Raw genomic sequence first — 23,656 nt, 5'->3', positions numbered from 1 at the left:
CGGGCGACCTACCCTGAACCGGTCATGATCAAATTCGACCAGGTCACCAAGGTGTACTCGGGCAACCCGAGTCCTGCGCTCGACGACATCTCCCTCGAGATCCTCAAGGGCGAGTTCGTCTTCCTCGTGGGCGCGTCCGGCTCCGGCAAGTCCAGCTTCCTGCGCCTCGTGCTCAAGGAGGAGAAGCCCTCCCGCGGCCAGATCCACGTCCTCGGGCAGCGCCTCGGCTCCCTGTCGTCGCGCAAGGTCCCGTACTTCCGTCGCAACCTCGGCGTGGTGTTCCAGGACTTCCGCCTCCTGCCGAACAAGAACGTCTTCGACAACGTCGCGTTCTCGCTGCAGGTCATCGGGAAGAGCAAGGGGTTCATCAGCGAGGCCGTCACCGACGTGCTCAAGCTCGTCGGCCTCGCCGGCAAGGCGACCCGCATGCCGCACGAACTCTCCGGCGGTGAGCAGCAGCGCGTGGCGATCGCCCGCGCCGTCGTGAACAAGCCGGCGATCCTGCTCGCCGACGAACCGACGGGCAACCTCGACCCGACCACCTCGGCCGGCATCATGGCCCTCCTCGAGCGCATCAACCAGGGTGGCACGACCGTGCTCATGGCGACGCACGACGCCAGCATCGTGAACCAGATGCAGCGCCGCGTGATCGAGCTGTCGAACGGCACGATCCTGCGCGACGAGCAGTCCGGCGGCTACCAGACCCAGGCCGTCCCGATCCAGCGAGGCAACACCGTGTCGAACACCACCGGCATCCAGACCATCCCGGGGATCATCCGATGAGGCTCGGGCTCGTCATGTCCGAGGTCGGCTCTGGCCTGCGGCGCAACGCGTCGATGGTCGTGTCGGTCGTCCTCGTGACGTTCATCTCGCTGACCTTCGTCGGGACCGCGATCCTGCTCCAGATGCAGATCAACCAGATGAAGGGGTACTGGTACGACCGGGCGCAGGTCGCCGTCTACCTGTGCACCGACACCGACACGACCGGCAACTGCACGGGAGCCAAGGCCACCGACGACCAGCGCCAGCAGGTGGAGTCGCAGCTCGAGTCGTCGACGCTGAAGCCCTACATCGAGAAGTTCTACTTCGAGAACCAGCAGGACGCCTACACCCGGTTCAAGCAGCAGTTCAAGGACTCGCCCGCGACGGAGTTCGTGAAGCCCGAGTACCTCAACGAGACGTACTGGGTGAACCTCAAGAACCCGTCGCAGTCCGACGTCCTCGTGGAGAGCCTGTCGAAGGTCGCCGGCGTGCAGAGCGTCGTCGACCAGCGCGGCTACCTGCAGCCGATCTTCAACCTGCTGAACGCGTCGTCGTACACGGCGATCGGCATCGCGGCGCTGATGCTCGTCGCGGCCGTGCTCCTCATCGCCACCACGATCCGGCTCTCGGCCTTCAGTCGACGGCGGGAGCTCGGCATCATGCGGTTGGTCGGCGCGTCGAACCGGTTCATCCAGACGCCGTTCGTGCTCGAGGGGGTGATCGCCGCGGCCATCGGGGCGGTCCTCGCCGGCGGGGCGATCACGGCCGTGGTGTGGTTCTTCGTCCGGAACTACCTCGCGGTGCGGTTCTCCGGGACGGCGTTCATCGGCATGGGGGATGCGGCCGTGGTCGTCCCGGCGGTGGTCGTCATCGGCGTCCTGCTCGCCGGACTGTCGGCGTTCGTCGCGATCCGGCGCTACCTGAAGGTCTGACCGCGGCGCTCCGTGCACGCGAGTACCGGCGCACGCGAGTACCGGCGCACGCGGGTCTCGGCCTGGCGGACAGTTCCGCGGTCTCCGTTCCGTGAAACTGTCCGCGGAGCCGAGTCTCGGCCCCGGAGCGTGCGCCTCGAGCCCGTCCGACGCGCCGGGAAGGTGCGGCACCACCGCGGTGTTCAGTACGCTGGAGGGCTGCGCCGGACACCGGGTCCGGACCGCACACCCACGAGAGGAGTCGTCATGGCCAAGGAACGCGGTGAGAAGATCGTCGCCACGAACCGTCGCGCCCGCCACGACTACCTCATCGAGGACACGTACGAAGCAGGCATGGTGCTCTCCGGCACCGAGGTGAAGTCGCTCCGGCAGGGGCGTGCTTCGCTCGTCGACGGGTACGCGTTCATCGACGGTGGCGAAGCCTGGCTCGACGCCGTGCACATCCCCGAGTACACCGAGGGGACCTGGAACAACCACTCGCCGCGGCGCAAGCGCAAGCTCCTCCTGCACAAGCAGCAGATCGTCAAGATCTCGCACAAGACGGCGCAGGGCGGCTACACGCTCGTGCCGCTGCAGATCTACTTCCACGACGGCCGCGCCAAGGTGGAGATCGCGGTCGCGAAGGGCAAGCGCGAGTTCGACAAGCGTCAGGCGCTGCGCGAGAAGACCGACAAGCGCGAGGCCGAGCGGGCCATGCGCACCCGGAACCGCGTCGGCGAGTAGCGCCACGCACCTCGGTCGACTAGACTGAGGGACCGCCTGGACGGCGGACTGGTAACTCAACAGCGTGACAGTGGCTCGCAGGTCCGGCCTGCATGGGGATGATCGGTTTCGACATTGCCTGTGTGCCGACGGGAAGCGGGCCGAGGACCCACGGTCATCTCGTGAACGATCCGTGGAAAACAACAAGTGCCAATTCCAAGCGCACTGACTTCGCTCTCGCTGCGTAAGCAGCCCAGCACATGAAGTCCGTCGGCCAGGTGACCGTCCCCTAACCTGATCCCGGCGTCATCCAGAGGACTTGCTGCACGGTTGCGCCTCAGGGCCGTGCGGGACTTGCACTGAGACTGGGCCCGTCGTCCAAGAAGCCGGTAGCAATGGACGGGGCCGAGCAGAACGCCTGATCCGGATACGCCCGTAGAAGACGTCGAATTGCAGCGATGGACGGGGGTTCGATTCCCCCCATCTCCACCACCTGCCGGTCGTCGGGCCACTGTCGCGCCGAGTTCCATCCGAACGCCCCGCTCGCACGAGTGGGGCGTTCGTCGTGTCGGCCCGCACTCGTCGTCCTTCCGGGCACACGGAATACGCTCGGACCCATCGGCGCGGAGACACGCCTGCGCCCTGACGAGAGGTGCGAGTGTGGTGCAGGAGATCGCGATCCGAGTCCGTCTGCGTGAGCAGGAGCGTCTGGGCCTGGGGGAGTACGAGCGCATCGTCGGCTCCGTGGCCACCGTCGCCGCGCTCATCCCGTGGTTGCCGGACCCCGAGGCGAAGCTCGTCCTCCGCGGGCGCGGTGCGGAGCCCGTCCGTGTCGAGACCGTCACCTACGGGGCGGTGTTCGAGATGCTCGTCGTCCTCGACCAGCGATCGGCGGCCGTCGAGCGCGCCGCGGCCGTCGTCGCCGCGCTCATCGAGTCCGTTCGGCACGAACGGGTCGTCGACGACGTCGCCGGTGTCGCCGGGGAACTCGACCGCCTCGACCGATCCGCGCCGCGGGGCCGCTCGGTCGCGGAACGGTCACTGCGCACGCTCCTCGAGGGGGCCCGCGCCGACGTGCTCGCGCGTCGCACGACGACCCGGGTGCGTGCTGCGCAGGGGCTGCTCCGACTGGCGGAGGACGGCGCCGAGCTGCTCGTCGAGCGGGTGGACGACGCGCTCGCGCCCGTGGTCGAGGAGCAGGTGGTCGACGTCGCGGCGGACACGGGGGCCGCGGTCGTGGTCGAGCCGGTCGACGGCGTCGTGGACGACGAACCCGGGCCCCGATCGGAGTCCGCGGCACCGGAGCAGCCGGCCGAGACCCAGGCCGAGGACCAGGACCGCAAGAAGAAGTCGGACAAGAAGAAGGACGGCAAGAAGAGGTCCGACAAGAAGAAGTCCGACAAGAAGGACGGCAAGAAGAAGTCCGACAAGAAGAAGGACAGCAAGAAGAAGTCCGACAAGAAGGACGGCAAGAAGAAGTCCGGCGGGAAGTAGCCTGAGGGATTGTACAGGGGAAATGTTTCCACCTCGTTAAATAATCCGGCGAGACTCCTGTCCGGTGCCATTGTCGATGCACGCGCTCCCCACGATCGCGGGGCTCGCGTCACTCGACAGGAGCAACAGTGGCAACAACGACGACACAGGCGCTGCCGGACTCCGGCCTGAAGCGCAACGTCGGCTTCATCGGCCTGATCTGGGCATCGACCGGGTCCATCATCGGATCCGGGTGGCTCTTCGGTTCGCAGGAAGCCCTGAAGACGGCGGGCCCCGCCGCGATCATCTCGTGGCTCATCGGCGGCGTGGCCGTCCTCGTCCTCGCGCTCGTGCACGCCGAGCTCGGCGGCATGTTCCCGATCGCCGGCGGCACCGCGCGCTTCCCGCACATCGCCTTCGGCGGCATCGCGGGAGCGTCCTTCGGCTGGTTCTCGTGGTTGCAGTCCGTGACCGTCGCCCCGATCGAGGTCGAGGCGATGATCAAGTACGCGCAGCACTGGCAGTTCGCGCACCCCTGGCTCCACACGGTCGTCGTGAACGGCGAGACGCAGCAACTCCTCACGGGGTCGGGCATCGCGGTCGCGATCGTCCTCATGGCGGTCGTCACGGTGGTCAACCTCCTGAGCGTCCGCATCCTCGCGAACACGAACTCGGCCGCGACCTGGTGGAAGGTCGCCATCCCCCTGCTCGTCATCATCGTGCTGGCGTTCAGCGGCTTCCACGGCAGCAACTTCACGGCAGCGGACGGGTTCCTCCCCGGTGGTGCGAAGGGCATCCTCGCGGCCGTGTCGACGTCGGGCATCATCTTCGCGTTCCTCGGCTTCGAGCAGGCCGACCAGCTCGCCGGCGAGGCGAAGAACCCGAAGCGTGACATCCCGCGTGCCGTCATCGGGTCGGTCATCATCGGCCTGGTGATCTACCTGCTGCTGCAGGTCGTGTTCCTCGGCGCGCTGCAGTCCGGCGCGATCCAGGGCTCGTGGGCGACCGCGGACTTCACCAAGTACACCGGCCCGTTCGCCGACATCGCCATGGCGGCCGGGATCACCTGGCTCGCGGTGATCATCTTCATCGACGCGATCATCTCTCCCGGTGGCACCGGGCTGATCTACGTCACGGCGACGACCCGCATCTCCTACGGGCTGAGCCGGAACGGGTACTTCCCGAAGGCGTTCGAGTGGACGACGAAGGCCGGCGTGCCGTGGGTCGGACTGGTCACCGCGTTCGTGGTCGGTTGCGCCTGCTTCGCGCCGTTCCCGTCGTGGCAGGGCCTCGTCAGCCTCATCACGAGCGCGTCCGTGCTCATGTACGCCGGCGCACCGCTGGCACTCGGGGCGTTCCGGAAGCGCATCCCCGAGATCGAGCGCCCCTACCGCATGCCGGCCGCGGCGGTGTTCTCACCGATCGCGTTCATCGTCGCGAACCTCATCATCCTCTGGACCGGGTGGGACACCGACTGGAAGCTCGGCGTCGCGATCCTCATCGGTGCCGTGGTCATCGTCCTGAACAACGTGTTCCGCGGTGCGTCGAGCGTCCGGCCGCGCTGGGACTGGAAGGCGGCGCAGTGGCTGCTGCCCTACCTGATCGGCATGGGGTTGATCGTGTTCCTCAGCGACTTCGGGCCGCTCAAGAACCCGATCTTCCCGCTGTGGGTCGACATCGTGGTGGTGGCCGTCTTCTCGCTGGTGATCTACTACTGGGCGGTCAACTCGGCGAGTTCCCGTGAGGAGATCCTCCGCACCGCCGAGGACGTCCGTGAGGTCGAGGAGTCGAACGTGGTGGAGCCGGTGCGCCACTGACCCCGGGACGGGAAACGCGCGCGTTCCGACGTCGCACGTGTCGATCGACACGAGCCTCGTCGGAACGCGCGCGTTTCGTCGAGCAGGCCTGCCCGGGTCGAGCAGGCCTGCCCGGGTCGAGCAGGCCTGCCCGGGTCGAGCAGGCCTGCCCGGGTCGAGCAGGCGGCGCCGGTCAGAAGTCGAACAGGTTCCCCCGGATCCCGCCGTCCCCGTACTCCCGACGGAGCAGCCCGCGCTGCCGGAGCACCGGGACGAGGTTGCCGAGCATCCGGTACACCTGCGCCGGGTGCAGGTCGCCAGAGAAGATGAAGCCGTCGTTCTCGGCGTCCGCGCCGAGCTCCTCCACGAAGTCGCCGAACTCGTCCGCCGTGCCGACGAAGCCGTCCCGGGTGCTGATCCGGCCGAGTCGGGCCTTGCGGGTCAGCAGCTCCCGGAGCGGCGCGTCCGGGGTGTCCCCGACGAGGCCGCGGATCGTGCCGGCCGAGACGTGGTCGCCGAAGGTCCCGGCGGGGATCGGCCGGTCGAGGTCGAGCGAGAGCAGGTCGGTCTCGGAGTCGCTCGACCACGCGACCGCGGCGGCGCGCAGGGCCTCGTCGGTCGGGTGCGCGGAGGCGGCGACGATCCGGTCGGCCTCCTCGGGCGAGGACACCACGACGGGCTTCAGCACGAAGAGCACGCGGATGTCGTCGGCGGAGCGGCCGGCGTCCGAGGCAGCCGTGAGCACGCGGGAGCGGTAGTCGCGGACCGCCGCCGCGGACAGGGGCGCGAGGGCGAGCTGCACGTCGGAGTGCGTTCCGGCGAACCCGAGCCCACGGCCGGAGCCGCCGGGGGAGACGATCACCGGGTCGCTGTCGAGGGGGAGCGCGTTGAGCGGCCCGTCGGCGGTGAAGTACGCGCCCTCGTGGTGGAACGCGTCCAGCGCGTCGCCGTTCGCGAAGTGCCAGTCGGACGGGTCCCCGACGTAGCCGGCACCCCCGTCGGAGCCGTGCGACCCCCACGAGTGCCAGAGCCGACGGACGAGCTGCAGCCACTCCTCGGCGCGGTCGTACGCGGCGTCGTGCGGCAGCGGCGCGAGGCCGGCGTGCCGGGCGCTGCCGGTGTCGGTCACCACGTTGAGGCCGAACCGGTCGCCGGAGAGGTGCGCGAGCGTGGCGGCCTGCCGTGCGGCGAGGTACGGCGGCGTGAACCCGGCGTTGATCGTCGGCGCGATGCCGATGTGCGAGGTCGCGGCGAACAGGTACGGCGCGAGCAGCAGCGGGTCGTGCTTCGGTCCGCCGTACGCCTGTCGGATGCGGAGGTCGAGCGTCGACGGGTTCCCGAGCGAGATCGCGTCCTCGGCGATCACGAGGTCCATGCCGGCCTGCTCGAGGGCACGGACGGACTGCTGGTAGAGGTCCGGCTTCGTCCAGTCGTGGCCCCAGTGCCAGTCGTCCCGACCCCATGCCTGCGGACCGAACCCGCGCGAGAAGAAGTACCCGAAGTGCTGCAGGTCCGCCATGCTCAGACCTCCTCGGCGATGACGTGCCCCTGCGGGACGGTGTGCGCGAGCGAGGCGGCCTCCGAGGCGGGTTCGACCCGTGCCTCCAGGCCGGTCACCGGGCGCGCGTCGGCGCGACCCTCGCGGATCGCTGCGAAGCCGCGGTCGAGGTCGCGCACCAGGTCCACGACGTCCTCGATGCCGACCGACAGTCGGATCAGGCCGTCCCAGATGCCCTGCTCGGCGCGTTCCTCGGGCGTGCGGCCGGCGTGGGTGGTCGTGGCGGGGTGCAGGATGAGCGACCGCACGTCGCCGAGGTGGGTCATCCGGCTGAACAGCTGCAAGGCGTCGATGAAGGTGCGTGCGGCGGCTTCGCCGCCGGCGAGCGTGAACGCGAAGACGGAGCCGGCACCGCGCGGCAGGTAGCGCTGGGCGAGGTCGTGGAACGGACTGGAGGCCAGGCCTGCGTGGTCGACGCTCCTCACCTCCGGCTGCTGGTCCAGGTACTCCGCGACGGCCAGCGCGTTCGCGCTGTGGCGCTCGACACGGAGGCTCAGCGTTTCGATGCCCTGGCGGAGCAGGAACGCGTTGAACGGCGACGGGGTCGGTCCGATGCGGGAGGCGATGACGTCCCGTGCGTACACGACGAACGCCCGGTTGCCGAAGCGCTCGACGTAGCTCTGCCCGCCGAGCGACCGCTCCGGACTCGTCAGGTGCGTCCACCGCTCGGGTGCGGCCGACCAGTCGAACGTGCCGCCGTCGACCACGACGCCGCCGAGCCCGGCGCCGTGTCCCGAGAGGAACTTCGACGCGGAGTGCACGACGATGTCCGCGCCGTGCTCGACCGGCCGCACGAGGTACGGGGTGGCGAGGGTGTTGTCGACCACGAGCGGCACACCCGCCCGGTGCGCGACGTCGGCCACGCCCGTGATGTCGAGGACGTCGTTCTTCGGGTTCGGGATCGTCTCGGCGAAGAACGCCTTCGTGTTCGGCCGGACCGCGGCGGCCCAGGCGTCGAGGTCGCGGGCGTCGGCGACGAAGTCCACCTCGATGCCGAGTCGGCCGAGGTTCTGCAGGAGCAGGCCGCGGGTGCCCTCGTAGATGCTCCGCGCGCTGACGACGTGGTCGCCGGCCTGCAGCAGCCCGAGGAACGCGACCGTCGCTGCCGCCTGACCGCTGCCGACCAGGATCGCCTCGGCGCTGCGCTCGAGCAGGGCGACGCGGCGCTCGACGTCCGCGTTCGTGGGGTTGCCGAGGCGGGTGTAGGTGTAGCCGTCGTCGGTGCCGGCGAAGCGGTCGCGGGCCTGGTCGAAGTCGTCGAAGAGGAACCCGGAGGACATGTGGATCGCGGGCACCCGTGCGCCGTGCGCGGCATCGGGCACGAAGCCGCCGTGCACCTGCTCGGTCGCGAAGCCGTGCTCGGTCGGGTGGCCGTGCTCCTCGTTGCTCATCGTTCCTCCACCGGTCGTCGGGTGTCGGTACCCTCGCACGCCGCGCTCGGAGGACAGGCGATTGCTGCGGTTGGTTACGACCGGAGGTCCAATCGGTCCGAGCCGTCGGGGCGGTGCCGCGGGACCTCTGCCACGCTGGGGGCATGCTCCACGACGACGTCGACCTGGTCCTCCGCAACGTCCGACCCTGGGGTGGTGACCCGTCCGACGTCCTCGTGGCCGGCGACCGCATCGCCGCGGTGGTCCCGACCGGCTCGTCGGCGCCCGAGGGAGCAGCCGTCGTGGACGGGTACGGCCACCTCGCGCTCCCGGGGCTCGTCAACACCCACGCGCACGTCGATAAGAGCTGGTGGGGTCGGCCGTGGGAGTCATACGGCGGAGAGGCCGGCACCCAGGGCCGCATCGCCCACGAGCGGGCCCGGCGGGACGCCCTCGGCATCCCGGGCGTCGACGTCGCCACGCGAGTGCTGCGCGAAGGGCTCCGGACCGGCACCACGCGGGTCCGCACACACGTCGATGTCGACCTCGGGGTCGGGCTCCGCGGCATCCACGCCGTCCGTGCGGCCGCGGAGGCGCTCGACGACGCCGTCGAGGTCGCGATCGTCGCCTTCCCGCAGGACGGGGTGCTCCGTCGGCCCGGTGTCCTCGACCTCCTCCGTCAGGCGGCGCTCGCCGGTGCGGAGCACATCGGTGGGCTCGACCCGTCGCTCATCGACCGCGACCCGGTCGGCCAGCTCGACGGCCTGTTCGCCATCGCCGCCGACACCGGCTGCGGCATCGACCTGCACCTCCACGAGCCGGCCGAGCTCGGAGCGTTCGCGTTCGACCTCGTGCTCGACCGGGTCGAACGCGACGGGATCGCGCCCGGGAAGGTGAACATCGCCCACGGCTTCGCGATCGTCGACGTGGAACCCGTGCGGCGGCGGGACCTGCTCGCCCGGATGGCAGGGCTCGGCGTGACGATGACCACCGTGGCGCCGGTGCGGATGCGCCAGCTGCCGTTGCACGAGTTCGACGCCGCCGGGGTCCGGTTCGGCCTCGGCACCGACGGGATCCGCGACCTGTGGAGCCCCTACGGTGACGGGGACCTGCTCGGGATCGCGTGGCAGTACGCGCGCGCCGGGGGCGTCGTCCGCGACGAGGACCTGCGGCGGGTCGTGGAACTCGCGTCGCGGGACGGCGGAGCGTTCGTCACCGACGAGGTGCACGACCTCGTGGCCGGGGCGCGGGCGGACGTGGTGCTCGTCGATGCGGAGAACCCGATGGACGCGCTGGTGCGGCGGGTGCCGCGGTCGCTCGTCGTGGCCGGCGGGCAGGTGTTCGACCCCGTGGCGCTGGAGCAGCACCCCTGGGAGTGAGGCGCGTCGGGCGGGGTGATCAGCCGGCGCTGGCGGCGTTGCGCGCCGCGTCGCGTGTGGCTTCACTGGCGGCGTTGCGCGCGGCATGGCGCGCGGCTTCGCGTGCGGCTTCGCGTGCGGCGAGGAGTCGGTGGGGGAACGTCGACGGCATGGCGTCCGGCAGGTCATCGACGGGGAACCACCGGACGTCGTCGCTCTCGTCGCTGACCGCGGTCCCGCTCGACGGGTCGACGAGTGCCACGAACCCGACGTCCCAGTGCGCCGTGCACGCCCCGAAGCCGCTGTGGAGGTCGTGCCGGTCGACGTCGACGACGCGGCCGTCGAGCAGCTCGAGGTCGATGATGCCGGACTCTTCGCGGGCCTCGCGTCGGGCGGTGTCCGCGAGGTCCCCGTCGTCCGGTTCGGCGTGCCCGCCGACCTGCACCCAGAAGCCGCCCTTCCGGTGCAGGCAGAGCAGGGTCTGGCCGAGGTCGGGGGAGAACACGAAGCACGACGCCGTGAGGTGCTCCGGACCGCCCTCGCGCCGGAGTGCCGCGTCAGCGTGCTCCGCCACGAACCGCCGTGCCGCGACGACCCCGGGCACGTCGTCGTCGGTGCGGGCGAGGGCGGTGGTGACGTCGGCGAGGCGCATCGGCCCATCGTCCCAGGTCGCGCGGGCGGGTGCCGTCGGGCGGAGTGGGCCGTGTCTCGTCGGGCGCGGCGTCACACGTGCCTCGTCGGGCGTGGTCCGGGCAGTGTCGCTGCGCTGCGGGCGGGACGACACCGTCGTCGTCGTACGACTGCGGTGGTGTCGCTCGCCCGCGCGTGCAACTGTTGCACGCGCGCGGGAACGACATCGTCGACGTCGTACGACAGCGGTGGTGTCGTTCGACAGCGGCGCCGACCCGCCCCGCCGGCCCGCCCGGCCCCGGCCCCGACCCCGCGCGCCGCGTCAGAACAAGGCGCGGACCCCCGCGGCGACCGTGGCCCAGGACTCGGCGAGGGGGACACGGGCGAGCCACACGGCCACGCCGTTCACGACCACGAACAGGACGAACCAGAGCGACGCCGGCACCCGCATCTCCGCCGCGGCGATGTGGAAGTCCGTCTGTACCCGGGCACCGGTGAGCAACCACCGAGCGACCTGCGCCACCGACCGCAGTCCGTCGACCACGAAGAGGGCGCCGACCGCGGCCACGACGAGCACGGTGAGGTCCGACGGACGGACGGCCACCCACAGCGCGATCGCGTCGAAGCCGACCACCACGAGCAGCCCGAACCAGTTCCGCACGAACAGCAGCGCGACGATCCCCACGACCCCGAGCACGGCGACCGGCAGCCACCGCGACCCGTGCAGCACCCCCGTGACGAGCAGCACACCCGCCCAGAGCGGCGCGCTGTAGCCCGCGTACAGGTTGAGCACCCGCACGAGCCAGCGGATCGCGCCCGGCACCCGTCCGAGCTGCACCCAGGCCTCACCGGAGCCGTCCGGGTGCAGGTCGATGCGCCGGATCTGCCCGCCGAACGGCACCACCACGACGACGTGTCCGACCTCGTGCACGATGGTCGCCGCGATGCGTGCCACCCGCCCCACGACGGGCACGAACGGCAGGACGGCGCCGACGAGCACGGCGACGAAGACGAGGGGCGGGGCTGCGGTGGTCAAGCGACCAGCATGACAGCCCCGCCGCCGAGGAGGCCGAGGATCAGCCGAGCGACGGTGATCAGGGCGAGAGCACCCAGGCGACGACCACCACGGTGGCGATGATCGTCAGCCCGGCGAGGACGGCGAGGAACACCGTCAGACGGTTCACGGGCCGGTGCCTGGCTATTCGACCGTCACCGACTTCGCGAGGTTCCGGGGCTTGTCCACGTCGCACCCGAGCTGGAGGGCGAGTTCGCGCGCGAGCATCTGCAGCGGCACGACGGCCTCGAGCGGACCCCACGGCGCGGTGCTCGCGCCCCAGGTCAACCCGCTCGACGCCCGACCCGCGAGCGCCGGGATGTCCGAGCCCTCACCGCCGATCGTGATCACGAAGCCGCCGCGGGCACGGACCTCGGCGATGTTCGCCTGCAGCCGGTGCTCGCCGTGGTCGACGACGACGACCGGGGTGCCCTCGTCGACGAGCGCCAGCGGGCCGTGCTTCAGCTCGCCCGCCGGGTACGCCTCGGCCCACCGGTAGCTGAGCTCCTTGAGCTTCAGGGCACCCTCCGCCGCGTACGCGAGGCCTTGACCACGCCCGAGGAACAGGAAGCCGGACGCCTCCCGGACGCTCGCGACGAGGAGGGGGATGCGGTCGGCGGCGATCGCCGCGGCGTGCTCCACCCGCCCGGGCAGCTCGGACAGCTCGCCGACGAGCGCGGCCGCACGGGCGGTGCCGATCCGCCCGGACGCGACCATCGCCGAGATCATCGCCGCCACACCGACAACGACCTGCGCCGTGAACGTCTTCGTCGCCGCCACACCGATCTCCGGGCCGGCGTGGCAGTCGAGCACCGCGTCCGCCCGACGGGCGAGCGACGAGTGCAGGTTGTTCGTGAGCGCGAGCACCGGGTGCCGGTCGTCGAACCGGTCGAGCGCCCGGAGGACGTCGGCGGTCTCCCCGGACTGGCTGATCGCCACCACGAGCGTCCCGGCGCCGAGCACCGCCTGGTCGGCCTCGCTCGCCACGACGATGTCCGTCGGGACCCCGCCGATGCCGCGCAGCGCCGTGGCGATCACGTGCCCGGCGTTGAGGGACGTCCCGCACGCCACGATCGCGAGCCGGTGGAACCCGGGCAGCCCGAGACCCACCCACATGCTGCCGTCGACGGCACGCCGCGCGACCCGCTCGAGGATCGACGACACGACGGCGGGCTGCTCCTCGATCTCCTTCGCCATGTGGTCCGGGTGGTCGCCGAGGTCGAGCGCCGTCGCGGCGAACGGGGACGGCGTCGGGAACGGCACCGGCACCGTGACGCCACCGGACGACCACGTCCACGCCTCGCCGAGCTCGACGACGTCGCCGTCCCGCAGCGCCACGAACGTCTCGCACCACTCCGCGATGGCGCCGACGTCGCTCGCCACGAAGTCGCCACGGGCCGACCGTGCGACCACGAGCGGGGAGCGGTCCGCGGCGACGACCATCCGACCGTCGCGGGCGTCGAGCACGACGACGGCCCACGACCCCTCGAGCTGTGCGGTCGCGATCTGCACCGCGAGCATGAGGTCCGGGTCCACCGCGAGGGCTCGTTCGACGAGGTGCGCGATGACCTCGGAGTCGACGTCGGACCGGAACACGTGGCCCTGACGCTCCAGGGTCGCGCGCAGCTCGTCGGCGTTCTCGACGATGCCGTTGTGCACGACGCTCACCCGGCCGCCGCAGTCGGCGTGCGGGTGCGCGTTCGCCTCGCGGACGGCACCGTGGGTGGCCCAGCGGGTGTGGCCGATGCCGACCCCGGTGAGCGCGTCGCCCGAGCGCGCGGCGACGAGCGTCCGGAGGTCGCCGACGCGGGACACCGACCGGATCGTCTCGGTACCACCGGAAGCTGTCCGGACCGCGATGCCGGCCGAGTCGTAGCCGCGGTACTCGAGGCGTTCGAGACCGTCGAGCAGGTAGGGGCTCGCGTCGTCACTGACGCGGGCCGCGATGATGCCGCACATCGGGCGTCCCTTCGGGTCGGGCACTGCTGGGGGATCGGCACCGACCGCCGCCGGGTCTGCCGCGCGCTCGGTCCGCCGGCTCGAGGGCCGTCGTCCGTCCCCGGATCAGGCGAGGACGGACGACGGCGGTCTGGTGAGCCGACGGTTCGGGTACCGAACGGGGTACCGCGGTCGGGCTCCCGGAGGAGCACGGCGGTCGGTGCAGGAGAAGCGTCACCCGCGCATGGTGGCCAGGGCAACCACGTCCGGCCGCTCTTGCGGTTCCCCGCGCGGCGACCGCACCGCGCGTGCGGCCGTGCGGAACCCCGCATCCGGGGGCCACTCGCCCCCGGCGCGGCGCACGCAGACGACGGACGGGAGGCCCGGTACCAGCTGGTACCGGGCCTCCCGTCCGTCCTGTGGTCGCGTCACGACCGCGCGGTCACCTCGATCAGGTGAGGAGCGCGACCAGGTGCGAGCGCGACCGCGCACCCACCTTGCGGTAGATCTGCGTGAGCCGCAGCTCCACCGTCCGCTGCGACATGAACAGCGACGAGGCGATCTCGCGGTTGCGGTACCCCTCGGTCACCTTCTGCACGACGGCGCGTTCCTCGGCGGTGAGCGACGTGAAGGCCGCCGACGCGTCCGGGGCGCTCCGCGGCGTCCCGGGGACGGGCCCCGAGGCCGTCGGACCCGACCGGACCAGCGACGCGCCGAAGGACGGCATCGCGACCGACGGAGCCGGCGTGACGAGCGGTCGGCGCAGGCCCGCCGCCTCGTAGGCGGCCGCAGCCGCCGCACCGAGGCGCGGACGCTCGGTCGGTGTCCCGACCGCGGCCAGTGCTGCGAACGTCCGAGCCCGCTCGTACTGCGAGTCGTGCGGCTGGAACAGTTCGAGCGCGCGGCGACGTGCGGTCTCCCGCGTCGTGTCGTCCGCGACGAGCGCCAGGCTCCTCGCGAGGACGAGCGCACCCCACCGCGACGGTCGGGCGTGGTGGTCCGCCGCGAGGCGGGCCGTGATCGCCCGGGCGTCGTCGACCCGACCGAGGCGCACGTACGCCTCCACCAGGTCGCCGAGGTGCCGGAGCAGGACCGGGTTCCGCAGCGGGCGGCCGATGGCGTCGGCGGCCTCGAGGGCCACCGCCGCCTCCTCGAGCCGGCCGTCGAGCAGCAGCACCTGGCCACGCAGGGCGTGCAGCTTCGCCGTGGCGCCCCAGAGCCGGTTCGTCGACCGCTGCGCCAGGCAGGCGTCGAGGACGTCGAGCGCCTCCGCGGAACGACCCTCGGCGAAGTGCCGCCACGCGATGGCGATCACCCGCGACGGCTCGCGCAGCCGCTCCGCCGCCGCCGAGCCGGCCTCCCACACGTCGATCGCGCGGAGCGCCTGCCGGAAGTTCCCGGAACGCACCTCGTTGTCGGCGGACAGGTACCGCGCCGCCTCGGTCCACACCAGGGGCGTCTGCGGCCCACGGGCGAGCACCAGGGCGAACACCCGACGTGCGCTGCGGTAGCGCTCGCCGAGGCTCAGGGCGTGGGCGAGGAGGAGCAGCGCCGGGTCGGACATGCCGAGCAGCACGGTCGCCGAGAGCCCGTCGTGCAGCTCCGCGTCGGCCGGCAGCGTCCCGTCGACGGCCGCGATCACGTCACGGGCCGTCGACGCGATCTCGAGCGTGTGCGGCGAGGCCGTGTCGAGGTACGGCTCGGCTCGGTGCAGGAGGTCCCGCGCCTGGTCCAGCTCCCACACCTCGGCGCGGAAGCAGGCCACCGTGGCGAGCAGCCCCGCGACGGCGTCCGTCTCGGCGGGGTCCGTCGTGTCCGCCGGGACGAGCAGCTCGTCGGCGTGCACGGCGTCACCGCTGAGGAACTCGACGGAGTACTGCAGGCGCAGTCGTCGGACCTCGGTGACGGTGGCGCGGAACGGACGGATCGCCGCGAGGTACCGCGCCGCGCCGCTGAGGAGCCGGTTCGCCAGCATGACCTCGGCCACGCCGAGCAGCGCCTCGTGCTCGTCCTCGGTGCCGCCGCCGACGAGCAGGGCTCGTTCGGTGAGCGCGGTCGCCGCGGTGGTGTTGCCGTCCACCACGTACGACCGGGCTGCCCGGAGCAGGGCGACGGCGTCGGGGACGTCGTCGACGAAGCTCCGGTGCCAGGCCTGGGCGCGCTGGTCGGTGTCTGCGGCGATCGCCGCGAGGGCGGTGTGTGCTGCACGGCGGTCCCGGGAGGCGGTGCCCCAGTACAGCGACGAGCGCACGAGCGGGTTCGTGACCGACACCTGCTGGCCGCGCACCGTGACGAGCCCCGCGTCGGCGAGGTCGTCGATGGCGTCGCGGTCCCACCCGGTGGTGGTCGCGGTCGGCACGAGGGCGAGCCGAGCGAGGACGTCCAGATCGCGTCCCGCAGCGGCGTCGAGCACGGCGGAGGCGATCGCTTCCGTCGTCTTCGAGGGGCGGAGCGGCAGCACGAGCGGCTCGGTGCCGTTGAGCTGGCCGCGGCTGAGGCCCGCGAGCTGCTCGCGCAGGACGCCGGGGTTGCCGCCGGTCTCCTGGGCGAGGACCGCCAGGACGCCGTCGTTCGCGTCCTCGGCGGCGGTGGTCCGTGCGAGGGTGAGCGAGTCGTCCTCGCTGAGCGGCTCCAGGCGCAGCGCGGGGAGCGCAGCGAGGGGGCCGTCGGCGGGGACGGTGCGGACGGACGCGACCACGCGGAGCGCGGTGCCGGCCAGTCGACCGGCGAGGAACGCGATGAGCTCCTGGCTCTCCGAGTCCATCCGGTCGAGGTCGTCGATGAGGACGACCGTCGGCGGCAGGGTCAGCGTGTGCACGGCTTCGAGGAAGTCGTGCGCAGCGGCGAGCCCGGCGCGGGCGGGGGCCTGGCCACCGGTGCTGCCCGCCTGCAGGAGGTGGGCGATGTGCGCGGTGGCGCGGGGGTCGTCCAGGGCGGTGAAGAGCGCAGTCACGCCGGCCAGGGGCCAGTGGGACTCACTGCCGTTCACACCGACGTGGACGACGGGGAGGGAGACGCGGTGTGCGACCGCGTCGAGGACGCTGCTGCGCCCGGAACCAGGGTCGCCGACCACGACCATCGCCGACTCCCGAGGGAGCATGGCGAGGGTCGCGATCCGGTCGACCTCGAGACGGCGACCGGTGAGTGCCATGACTCACCGGCTCCCGGGTACGGGGACGGATGCAGCGAAGGACGGGCGCGCAGAGGCGGAGCGGTCGAGGACGCGGAGGGAAACCGCGCGACGGACCGGTCGTGGGAGAGCTTCGTGGTTGGAATGCGGACGACGAGTGAGGGTGCACTCGGTTCCGCTCGGGAACGATGATGTCATCGTCTGTATCACCCCTCGGGTTAGGGTCTTCGACGAACTGGCACCGGGTCGCGCTCCGTGCCGGATCTAGGGAATCCGAGACGTCACCTGACCTGGCGTCCCGTTGACAGTAACCCAGGTCCGGCCGAGGTGGACCGGTCGTTCGCGGACATTTCACCCCCCGCGTGTCCCCAGTCCGGGGGGCGGTACCCCCGTGGTGGGGAGCGGCCACCGGGGCGTGTGGTACGGCAACGGGGTACAGCGTCGTCCGCACCCGGCGTGGCCGGATCGGCGGGGTTCGCGGGCTGTTCCGGCACCGGCGTCGAAACGGTTCGACAGGTCGGGCGCCGGTGGGGTACGCGCGGGTATCGAGTGACGTACCCGGACGAGGGGGGTGTCCGACCGCTCCGACCGGAGGGGCGTGTGCGTTCTCCGGATCGTCCGGCGGCGTGTCAGCGTCGGAGGAGCTCGACCACGGCGTCGTGCACGAGGCCGTTCGTGGCGAGCGCGCTGCCGTGCCAGGGCCCGGGATCGCCGTCGAGGGAGGTGAACCGGCCGCCGGCCTCCTCGACGATGGGGACCAGCGCGGCGATGTCCCACGGCTTGAGGTCCGGTTCACCGGCGACGTCGAGGACACCCTCGGCGACCATCATGTACGACCACATGTCGCCGTAGGCCCGGGTGCGCCAGACCGTCCGGGACAGTGCGACCAACGAGTCCAGCCGGTCGTCCTCGTCCCACTGCTGGATGCTGTTGTAGCTGAGGCTCGCGTCGCCGAGCTCGTCGACGCCGGAGACGCGGAGCGGTCCGTCGAACGAGTGCGCGCCGAGCCCCTCGGCGGCCCACCAGCGCTTGCCGAGCGCCGGCGCGCTCACGACGCCGAGGACCGGTCGACCGTCCACGGCGAGGGCGATGAGCGTCGCCCACACCGGCACGCCCCGGAGGTAGTTCGCGGTGCCGTCGATCGGGTCGACCACCCACTGCCGGTGCCCCTCGCTGACCGCGTCGGCGCCGGTGTCCGCCGTGGTCTCCTCGCCGAGGAAGGCGTCGTCCGGCCGTTCGGCGGCGAGTCGCTCCCGCAGGGCACGCTCGACCGCCTGGTCGGCGTCCGTGACGTGCGTGCTGTCGGCCTTCTTCGACACGTGCAGGTCGGCAGCGCGAAAGCGCTCGAGGCTGATCGCGTCGGCGGTGTCGGCGAGGGAGCGGGCGAAGTCGAGGTCGGCGCTGAGGTCCACGCGACGAGCGTAGCGTCCGCCCGGGAGGCCGTTCAGGCGGCGACGACCTCGTCCTCCTCCTGCGCGGTCACGACGCGCTCGCGGGCGATGCGGGTGCGGCGGGCGACCAGGCCGTGCACGACGACGCACAGCAGCACGGCCACGACCAGCCAGAGCGCCAGTACGAGCATCGGCCGACCTACGGTCGCGTCGGGGAAGTACTGCAGGGCCTGCGCGACCTGGAGCCACGCGGCTCCGCTCCAGAACGTGTTGAGCGCGGCGAAGAAGCCCGGCTGGAACGCCGGCTGGAAGATGCCGCCCGAGCTCGTGAAGTTGAGCATGACGAAGAGCATCGTGAGGATCGGGGTGGTCCACCGGCCGAGCACCGGGTGCAGGCCGACGCCGAGCGCCACGATCACCGCGTCGTAGAGCCACGCGACGAGGAAGACCTCCCACCGGTGGGTCGCGACGACGCCGTACACCGGACCGGCGACGACGACCCCGATGCCGGCGACGACGCCCGCGGTGGCGAGTCCGACCACGGCGGTCCAGACGCCCCGGAGCTTCGTCGCGACGGCCGCGACGGCGATCGCCGAGGCGTACCCGCCGACGCTCAGGCCGACCAGCAGGAAGAACAGGCCCTGCCCGGTGGAGTCCTGCGCGCCCGCGGGCACGACGTCGACGACACGGAACGGCAGGTGCTGCCCGTAGGCGATCGGCAGGAACACCTTCTGCGCGGCGGTGGCGGTCGTCTCGGACGCGGCGCTCGAGACGTAGAGGGTCGCGCCGGTGCTCGTCGGGGCGTACACGGCGGCGAGCTCGCGGTCGCGGACCTGCTGTTCGGCACGGCCGGTGTCCGCGACGACGTGCGCGACGAGGGCGCCGTCCGAGCGGTCCGTCACGGTCTGGGCGAACACCTGCGTCGCGGCACCCTCGCCGATGATCCCGACCGGGAGGTCGTGCGGCGTCGGGGCGTGGAAGGCGCCGAGGTACGCCAGACCCATGCCGGCGGCGAGGAACAACGGGACGAGGATGTGCGAACCGAAGTGGCGCAGCACCGCGCCGAGGCCCTTCGGGCGCCACACGCTGTCCGGTCGGGGGTGGTGGACCCTCGGGGCGGCGTGGGTCGCACTCGACGAGGCGTAGTTGTACTTTGCAACTTCAGACACAGGCGGCAACGATACACCCGGCGCGGCGCGTCGGGAGTTCAGGGCACCCCGCGGGCCCGGCGCCGAACGGCCACGACGCCCCGCGACCCTGGTGCCGAGCGGTCACGACCGGTCGATGTGTCGTCGACGGAGCGACCGTTGGTGACCGCGCGGCGGACCCGAGCGGGGGGGTCGTGACCGCGCCGGGACGGAGGGAGCGTGCCAGCGCGCCAGCCCGGTCGTGGTGGGCTACTCCTGCCCGGGGTCCTCCGCGCCCATCCCGGTCAGCAGTGCACGGAACGAGTCGAGCCGCTCGACCCCGGTCGGCCCGAGCTCGCCGTCCGCGACCCGGTCGACGATCTCCCAGTCGTGCGCCTGCGACAGGGGGATGCCGTCGACGGGCTCCCGCACGGGCACCGCGTGGGACGCGAACGCCCGGAAGACGTTCGCGGGGTCGACGTGCCCGAGGCCGAACGACCGGACGCCGGGGGTGTCGATGATCCAGCCGCCGTCCCGCACCCGCAGCGCGATCGACGAGGACGACGTGTGGCGCCCCCGGCCCGTCACGGCGTTGACGTGCCCGGTCGCCCGGGTCGCGCCGGTGATGGCGTTCACGAGCGTCGACTTCCCGACGCCCGAGTGCCCCACGGTGACGGTGACCCGGTCGTCGAGGACCTCGTGCAGGGCGTCGAACGGCACGTCGTCCGAGCGGCTCGTGACGATCCGCAAGGAGAGACACGCGAAGTGCTCGAGGAACGGCGCCGGGTCGGCCAGATCCGTCTTCGTGATGCAGAGGATCGGGTCGAGTCCCGCGTCGAACGCCGCCACGAGGTAGCGGTCGATGAGTCGGGTCCGCGGCTCGGGGTCGGCCGCCGCCACCACGACGAGCATCTGGTCGGCGTTGGCGACGATGACGCGCTCGACCTCGTCGGTGTCGTCGGCGCTGCGGCGCAGGAGCGTGGTGCGGTCGGCGACCTTCACGATGCGCGCGAGCGAACCCGGTTCGCCGGACAGGTCGCCGACGAGGGAGACGTGGTCGCCCGTGACGACCGACTTCTTGCCGAGCTCCCGGGCCTTCGTGGCCGTGATCACCCGCTCGTCCGCACCGCCGGAGCCGACCAGGACGCCGTACCGCCCGCGGTCGACGTTCGTCACCCAGCCGATCGGAGCGTCCTCGTACGTCGGTCGGACCTTCGTGCGCGGCCGGTTGCCCTTCGGGTTGGGCCGGATGCGGACCTTCGACTCGTACTGTCCGTACGGCTCGTCGTCGTCCGTGTCGTCACCGTCGACGTCGTCCCACCAGCTCACGGGATCACCCCGCCCGAGGACGCCGACCGGGTGTCGCTGCCGGACGCCACGAGCGACGCCCACAACTCGGGGAACTGGGGCAGGGTCTTCGCGGTCGAGCCGATGTCGTCGACGGCGACGCCGTCGACGACGAGGCCCACGACCGCGCCGGCCGTCGCCATCCGGTGGTCGTCGTACGCGGCCCAGTCGGCGCCGTGGAGGGGAGCGGGCTCGATCCGGAGGCCGTCGTCGAGTTCGTGCACCGCGCCTCCCGTCCGGTTCAGATCCGCCGCCAGCGCGGCGAGGCGGTCCGTCTCGTGTCCACGGAGGTGGCCGATGCCGGTGATCTCGCTCGGCGCGTCCGCGAGGGCCGCGAGCGCGACGAGCGCCGGGGCCAGCTCGCCGCCGCGCGTGAGGTCCAGCTCGACACCCGGCAGGGAGGCCCCACCCGCCACCCCGACGCCGCCGTCGAACACGAGGTCGTCGCCGTCCCGCGTGACGGTGGCGCCCCACAGCGGCAGGAGCGTCTCGAGGTCGGCACCGACCTGGGTCGTCTCGGTCGGCCAGGTGCGGATGCGGACCGTGCCGCCCGCGACGAGGGCGGCGACCGCGAACGGCGCGGCGTTCGACAGGTCGGGCTCGATGGTGACGTCGCGCGCGGCGATCCGGCCGGGGTGCACGACCCACTCGCCGACGGCGGGCTGGTCGACGCGCACGCCACGGGCCCGGAGGACCTCGACCGTCATGTCGATGTGCGGCAGGCTCGGCAGCCGCTCGCCCGCGTGTACGAGGTGGAGGCCCTCGGTGAAGCGCGGCGCCGACAGCAGGAGGCCGGAGACGAACTGCGACGACGCGGACGCGTCGATCGTCAGCGAGCCGCCGCGGACCGTGCCCGTGCCGGTGAAGGAGAACGGCATCGCGCCGTCGCCGTCGTCGGTGACGTCGACGCCGAGGTCGACGAGCGCACGGATGATCGCGCCCATCGGCCGCTTCCGCGCGTACGGGTCGCCGTCGATCGTGACCGGTCCGGTGGCCAGCGCGGCGAGCGGTGGCAGGAAGCGCATCACGGTGCCGGCGAGGCCGCAGTCGATGCGGACGTCGCCGTGCATCGGCGCCGGGGTGATCCGGAGGTCCGGGCCGTACGGGTTCGGGACACCTGGTGCGCCGTCCGACCCGGGGGCGACCTCCTCGACGCCCACCTCCTCGATGCCGACGCCCAGCTGCCGGAGCGCGGCGACCATCAGGGCAGAGTCGCGCGAGTGCAGCGGCAGCCGGATGGTGGACGGACCGTCGGCGAGGGCGGCGAGCACGAGCTCCCGGTTGGTCAGCGACTTCGACCCGGGCAGCGAGACGTCGCCGCGCAGCGGACCGCGCGCGCGGGGGGCGGTCCAGGGGGCGGGGGCCTGGTGGGAATGCGTCGTGGCAGCCATCGGTTCACCAGGGTACTGAATCCACCGGGAGGACCATTGGCGACAGCAACCCTGACGCGCGAGCGGACGCACCTGCCCGTCGCGGTCACCACGCTCGGCCTAGACTCGGCCGTGATGACCACCGACGAACCGCAGGCAGCACCGCACGACGTCGCGGGACCGGACGACGTGGCGGCTCCGCACGACCTGGTCGAGGAGACCGAGGCGCAGCTCGACGCGGTCCAGGACGAGGACGAGGTCCTCGCCGACGAGACGACCGTGTCCGAGTCGGAGCTCCGCGCCCTCTTCGAGACGCAGGCGCTGCCGTTCATGGACCAGCTGTACGGCGCGGCGATGCGGATGACCCGCAACCCCGCCGACGCGTCCGACCTCGTGCAGGAGACCTTCGTCAAGGCGTTCGCGGCCTTCCGGCAGTTCCGGCAGGGCACGAACCTCAAGGCCTGGCTGTACCGGATCCTCACGAACACGTTCATCAACACGTACCGCAAGAACCAGCGGAACCCGTACCAGGGCACCATCGACGAGCTCGAGGACTGGCAGCTCGGCGGCGCGGAGAGCGTCACGCAGTCGATCTCGGCGCGCTCGGCCGAGGCGGACGCCATCGACCACCTGCCCTCGTCGGCGGTGAAGGACGCCCTGCAAGCGATCCCCGAGGACTTCCGCATGGCCGTGTACTTCGCGGACGTCGAGGGCTTCTCCTACCAGGAGATCGCCGACATCATGAAGACCCCCGTGGGGACGGTCATGAGCCGTCTCCACCGTGGCCGCCGCCTCCTCCGGGGGCTGCTGGCGGACCACGCCCGTGAGACCGGCATCGTCCCGGACGCAGCGTCGACGGCGACGATGCGCGGACGCGGCCGGAAGCCAGTTGCGACCTCGGGTCGCGTCGAAGGGAAGGAAGCACGATGAGCGGCTGCGACTGCTCGAAGGCCAAGGCGGAGCTCGAGGAGTTCCTGCACGGCGAGCTCTGCCGCGAGGACGCGGCGGACATCCGCGAGCACATGGAGGACTGCGAGGACTGCACGAGCGAGCACCGCGTCGGCGTCGTCCTCATCGAGACCGTTCGACGTGCCTGCAAGGAGACCGCTCCCGAGCAGCTGCGCGCCGAGGTCCTCGCCCGCATCCGCGTGGAGCAGGCGACGCACTGACGCTGGTCGGCGGCGCGGCGGCCGGCCTGCGAGCCCGGTCAGCGTGTCGTCACACGCCGTCCGTGCTCGGTAGGGTCGCGACATGACCCTTGCTGTCGAGTCCGTCACCACCTGGTCCGACGCCGACGTCGCCGACGTCAGCGCCCTCGTCCGCCTCCTCGGCCACGAGGTCGACCCGGCCGACATGCGCTCCCGGCTCGAGCGGCTCACGCCGGCGGCCGGGCACCGCACCTGGTTGGTGCGCGGTGAGGACGGGCGAGCTGTGGCCGTCGCGGGAGCGCAGGTCACGTGGGCGTACGCCTCGGACGAGCCGACGGCGCAGCTGCTGCTGCTCGTCGTCGACGACTCGGCCAGGAGGCACGGCACCGGTTCGGCGCTCCTCGGCACGTTCGAGACGTGGGCCGCCGAGCAGGGTGCGCGTCGCCTCAGCGCGGTCAGTGCGGCCGCGACGGACAGCGCGCACCGCTTCTACCAGAAGCGCGGGTACCACGAGGCCGGAGTCCGGTACACCCGCATCGTGTGAGGTCGGACCGACCGGACGGGGCGAGG

The 23,656-nt window shown here is 72.0% G+C and carries 19 protein-coding genes and 1 other RNA gene; 10 read left to right on the top strand and 10 right to left on the bottom strand.

Annotation, left to right across the window (positions count from 1 at the left end; genetic code table 11):
• The first annotated feature begins 24 nt into the window (after positions 1 to 24).
• The 6 genes from ftsE to ACRQ4C_RS10535 all read left to right on the top strand — a co-directional run bounded on the left by ftsE (position 25) and on the right by ACRQ4C_RS10535 (position 5,686).
• Positions 25 to 783, top strand: coding sequence for a cell division ATP-binding protein FtsE (gene ftsE, locus ACRQ4C_RS10560; protein WP_058726342.1), 759 nt, complete (start codon positions 25 to 27; stop codon positions 781 to 783).
• Positions 780 to 1,694, top strand: coding sequence for a permease-like cell division protein FtsX (ftsX, locus tag ACRQ4C_RS10555; protein WP_290131489.1), 915 nt, complete (start codon positions 780 to 782; stop codon positions 1,692 to 1,694). The genes ftsE and ftsX overlap by 4 nt, the downstream gene beginning before the upstream one ends.
• A gap of 246 nt (positions 1,695 to 1,940) precedes the next feature.
• A complete protein-coding gene (gene smpB, locus ACRQ4C_RS10550) occupies positions 1,941 to 2,417 on the top strand; it encodes an SsrA-binding protein SmpB (RefSeq protein WP_022904941.1) in 477 nt (158 codons plus the stop codon).
• Between the two features lie 94 nt (positions 2,418 to 2,511).
• Positions 2,512 to 2,888: a transfer-messenger RNA gene (gene ssrA / locus ACRQ4C_RS10545) on the top strand.
• Positions 2,889 to 3,056: 168 nt separating this feature from the next.
• Positions 3,057 to 3,890 (top strand): hypothetical protein, encoded by an 834-nt coding sequence (locus tag ACRQ4C_RS10540; RefSeq protein ID WP_439688620.1) that lies wholly within the window; start codon positions 3,057 to 3,059, stop codon positions 3,888 to 3,890.
• Positions 3,891 to 4,018: 128 nt separating this feature from the next.
• Positions 4,019 to 5,686 (top strand): APC family permease, encoded by a 1,668-nt coding sequence (locus tag ACRQ4C_RS10535; RefSeq protein ID WP_439688619.1) that lies wholly within the window; start codon positions 4,019 to 4,021, stop codon positions 5,684 to 5,686.
• 172 nt (positions 5,687 to 5,858) lie between these two features.
• Here the strand turns inward: ACRQ4C_RS10535 and ACRQ4C_RS10530 are convergent, their stop codons facing one another.
• Positions 5,859 to 7,184 (bottom strand): LLM class flavin-dependent oxidoreductase, encoded by a 1,326-nt coding sequence (locus ACRQ4C_RS10530; protein ID WP_439688618.1) that lies wholly within the window; start codon positions 7,182 to 7,184, stop codon positions 5,859 to 5,861.
• A 2-nt stretch (positions 7,185 to 7,186) separates the two neighbouring features.
• Positions 7,187 to 8,614 (bottom strand): O-acetylhomoserine aminocarboxypropyltransferase/cysteine synthase family protein, encoded by a 1,428-nt coding sequence (locus ACRQ4C_RS10525; protein ID WP_439688617.1) that lies wholly within the window; start codon positions 8,612 to 8,614, stop codon positions 7,187 to 7,189.
• Positions 8,615 to 8,757: 143 nt separating this feature from the next.
• Between ACRQ4C_RS10525 and ACRQ4C_RS10520 the strand changes: the two genes are divergently transcribed.
• Positions 8,758 to 9,972, top strand: coding sequence for a cytosine deaminase (locus ACRQ4C_RS10520; protein WP_439688616.1), 1,215 nt, complete (start codon positions 8,758 to 8,760; stop codon positions 9,970 to 9,972).
• A gap of 19 nt (positions 9,973 to 9,991) precedes the next feature.
• On the opposite strand, the gene ACRQ4C_RS10515 is transcribed toward ACRQ4C_RS10520, so the two are convergent.
• The 8 genes from ACRQ4C_RS10515 to aroA all read right to left on the bottom strand — a co-directional run bounded on the left by ACRQ4C_RS10515 (position 9,992) and on the right by aroA (position 21,959).
• Positions 9,992 to 10,603, bottom strand: a complete 612-nt coding sequence (locus ACRQ4C_RS10515) for an NUDIX hydrolase (RefSeq protein WP_439688615.1) — start codon at positions 10,601 to 10,603, stop codon at positions 9,992 to 9,994.
• A 300-nt stretch (positions 10,604 to 10,903) separates the two neighbouring features.
• Positions 10,904 to 11,617: a M50 family metallopeptidase gene (locus ACRQ4C_RS10510; protein ID WP_439688614.1), complete on the bottom strand. Its 714-nt coding sequence runs from the start codon at positions 11,615 to 11,617 to the stop codon at positions 10,904 to 10,906.
• A gap of 162 nt (positions 11,618 to 11,779) precedes the next feature.
• Complete coding sequence (gene glmS / locus ACRQ4C_RS10505; protein WP_290131499.1) at positions 11,780 to 13,594, bottom strand: glutamine--fructose-6-phosphate transaminase (isomerizing); 1,815 nt, start codon at positions 13,592 to 13,594, stop codon at positions 11,780 to 11,782.
• A gap of 430 nt (positions 13,595 to 14,024) precedes the next feature.
• Positions 14,025 to 16,724: an AAA family ATPase gene (locus tag ACRQ4C_RS10500; RefSeq protein ID WP_439688613.1), complete on the bottom strand. Its 2,700-nt coding sequence runs from the start codon at positions 16,722 to 16,724 to the stop codon at positions 14,025 to 14,027.
• Positions 16,725 to 17,332: 608 nt separating this feature from the next.
• Positions 17,333 to 18,115: an inositol monophosphatase family protein gene (locus ACRQ4C_RS10495; protein WP_439688612.1), complete on the bottom strand. Its 783-nt coding sequence runs from the start codon at positions 18,113 to 18,115 to the stop codon at positions 17,333 to 17,335.
• 32 nt (positions 18,116 to 18,147) lie between these two features.
• Positions 18,148 to 19,263, bottom strand: coding sequence for a hypothetical protein (locus ACRQ4C_RS10490; protein ID WP_439688611.1), 1,116 nt, complete (start codon positions 19,261 to 19,263; stop codon positions 18,148 to 18,150).
• A 228-nt stretch (positions 19,264 to 19,491) separates the two neighbouring features.
• Positions 19,492 to 20,550 carry a ribosome small subunit-dependent GTPase A gene (gene rsgA / locus ACRQ4C_RS10485; protein WP_290131503.1) on the bottom strand — a complete coding sequence of 353 codons (1,059 nt, stop codon included), beginning with the start codon at positions 20,548 to 20,550 and terminating at the stop codon, positions 19,492 to 19,494.
• A complete protein-coding gene (aroA, locus tag ACRQ4C_RS10480; RefSeq protein ID WP_439688610.1) occupies positions 20,547 to 21,959 on the bottom strand; it encodes a 3-phosphoshikimate 1-carboxyvinyltransferase in 1,413 nt (470 codons plus the stop codon). Before aroA ends, rsgA begins: the two co-directional genes overlap by 4 nt.
• A gap of 114 nt (positions 21,960 to 22,073) precedes the next feature.
• Here aroA and ACRQ4C_RS10475 point away from each other — a divergent pair, with 114 nt between their 5' ends.
• From ACRQ4C_RS10475 to ACRQ4C_RS10465, 3 genes are all read left to right on the top strand, one after another.
• The gene (locus ACRQ4C_RS10475) at positions 22,074 to 22,868 is read left to right on the top strand and encodes a sigma-70 family RNA polymerase sigma factor (RefSeq protein WP_290131505.1); all 795 of its coding nucleotides are present in this window, start codon (positions 22,074 to 22,076) and stop codon (positions 22,866 to 22,868) included.
• A complete protein-coding gene (locus ACRQ4C_RS10470) occupies positions 22,865 to 23,107 on the top strand; it encodes a zf-HC2 domain-containing protein (RefSeq protein ID WP_058727081.1) in 243 nt (80 codons plus the stop codon). The genes ACRQ4C_RS10475 and ACRQ4C_RS10470 overlap by 4 nt, the downstream gene beginning before the upstream one ends.
• Positions 23,108 to 23,189: 82 nt before the next feature.
• Positions 23,190 to 23,630, top strand: coding sequence for a GNAT family N-acetyltransferase (locus ACRQ4C_RS10465; protein WP_290131506.1), 441 nt, complete (start codon positions 23,190 to 23,192; stop codon positions 23,628 to 23,630).
• The last annotated feature ends 26 nt before the right edge of the window (positions 23,631 to 23,656 follow it).

This window comes from Curtobacterium sp. SP.BCp (genome assembly GCF_051903255.1).
Taxonomy (GTDB): domain Bacteria; phylum Actinomycetota; class Actinomycetes; order Actinomycetales; family Microbacteriaceae; genus Curtobacterium.
This window is presented reverse-complemented; position numbering and strand designations above follow the sequence as displayed.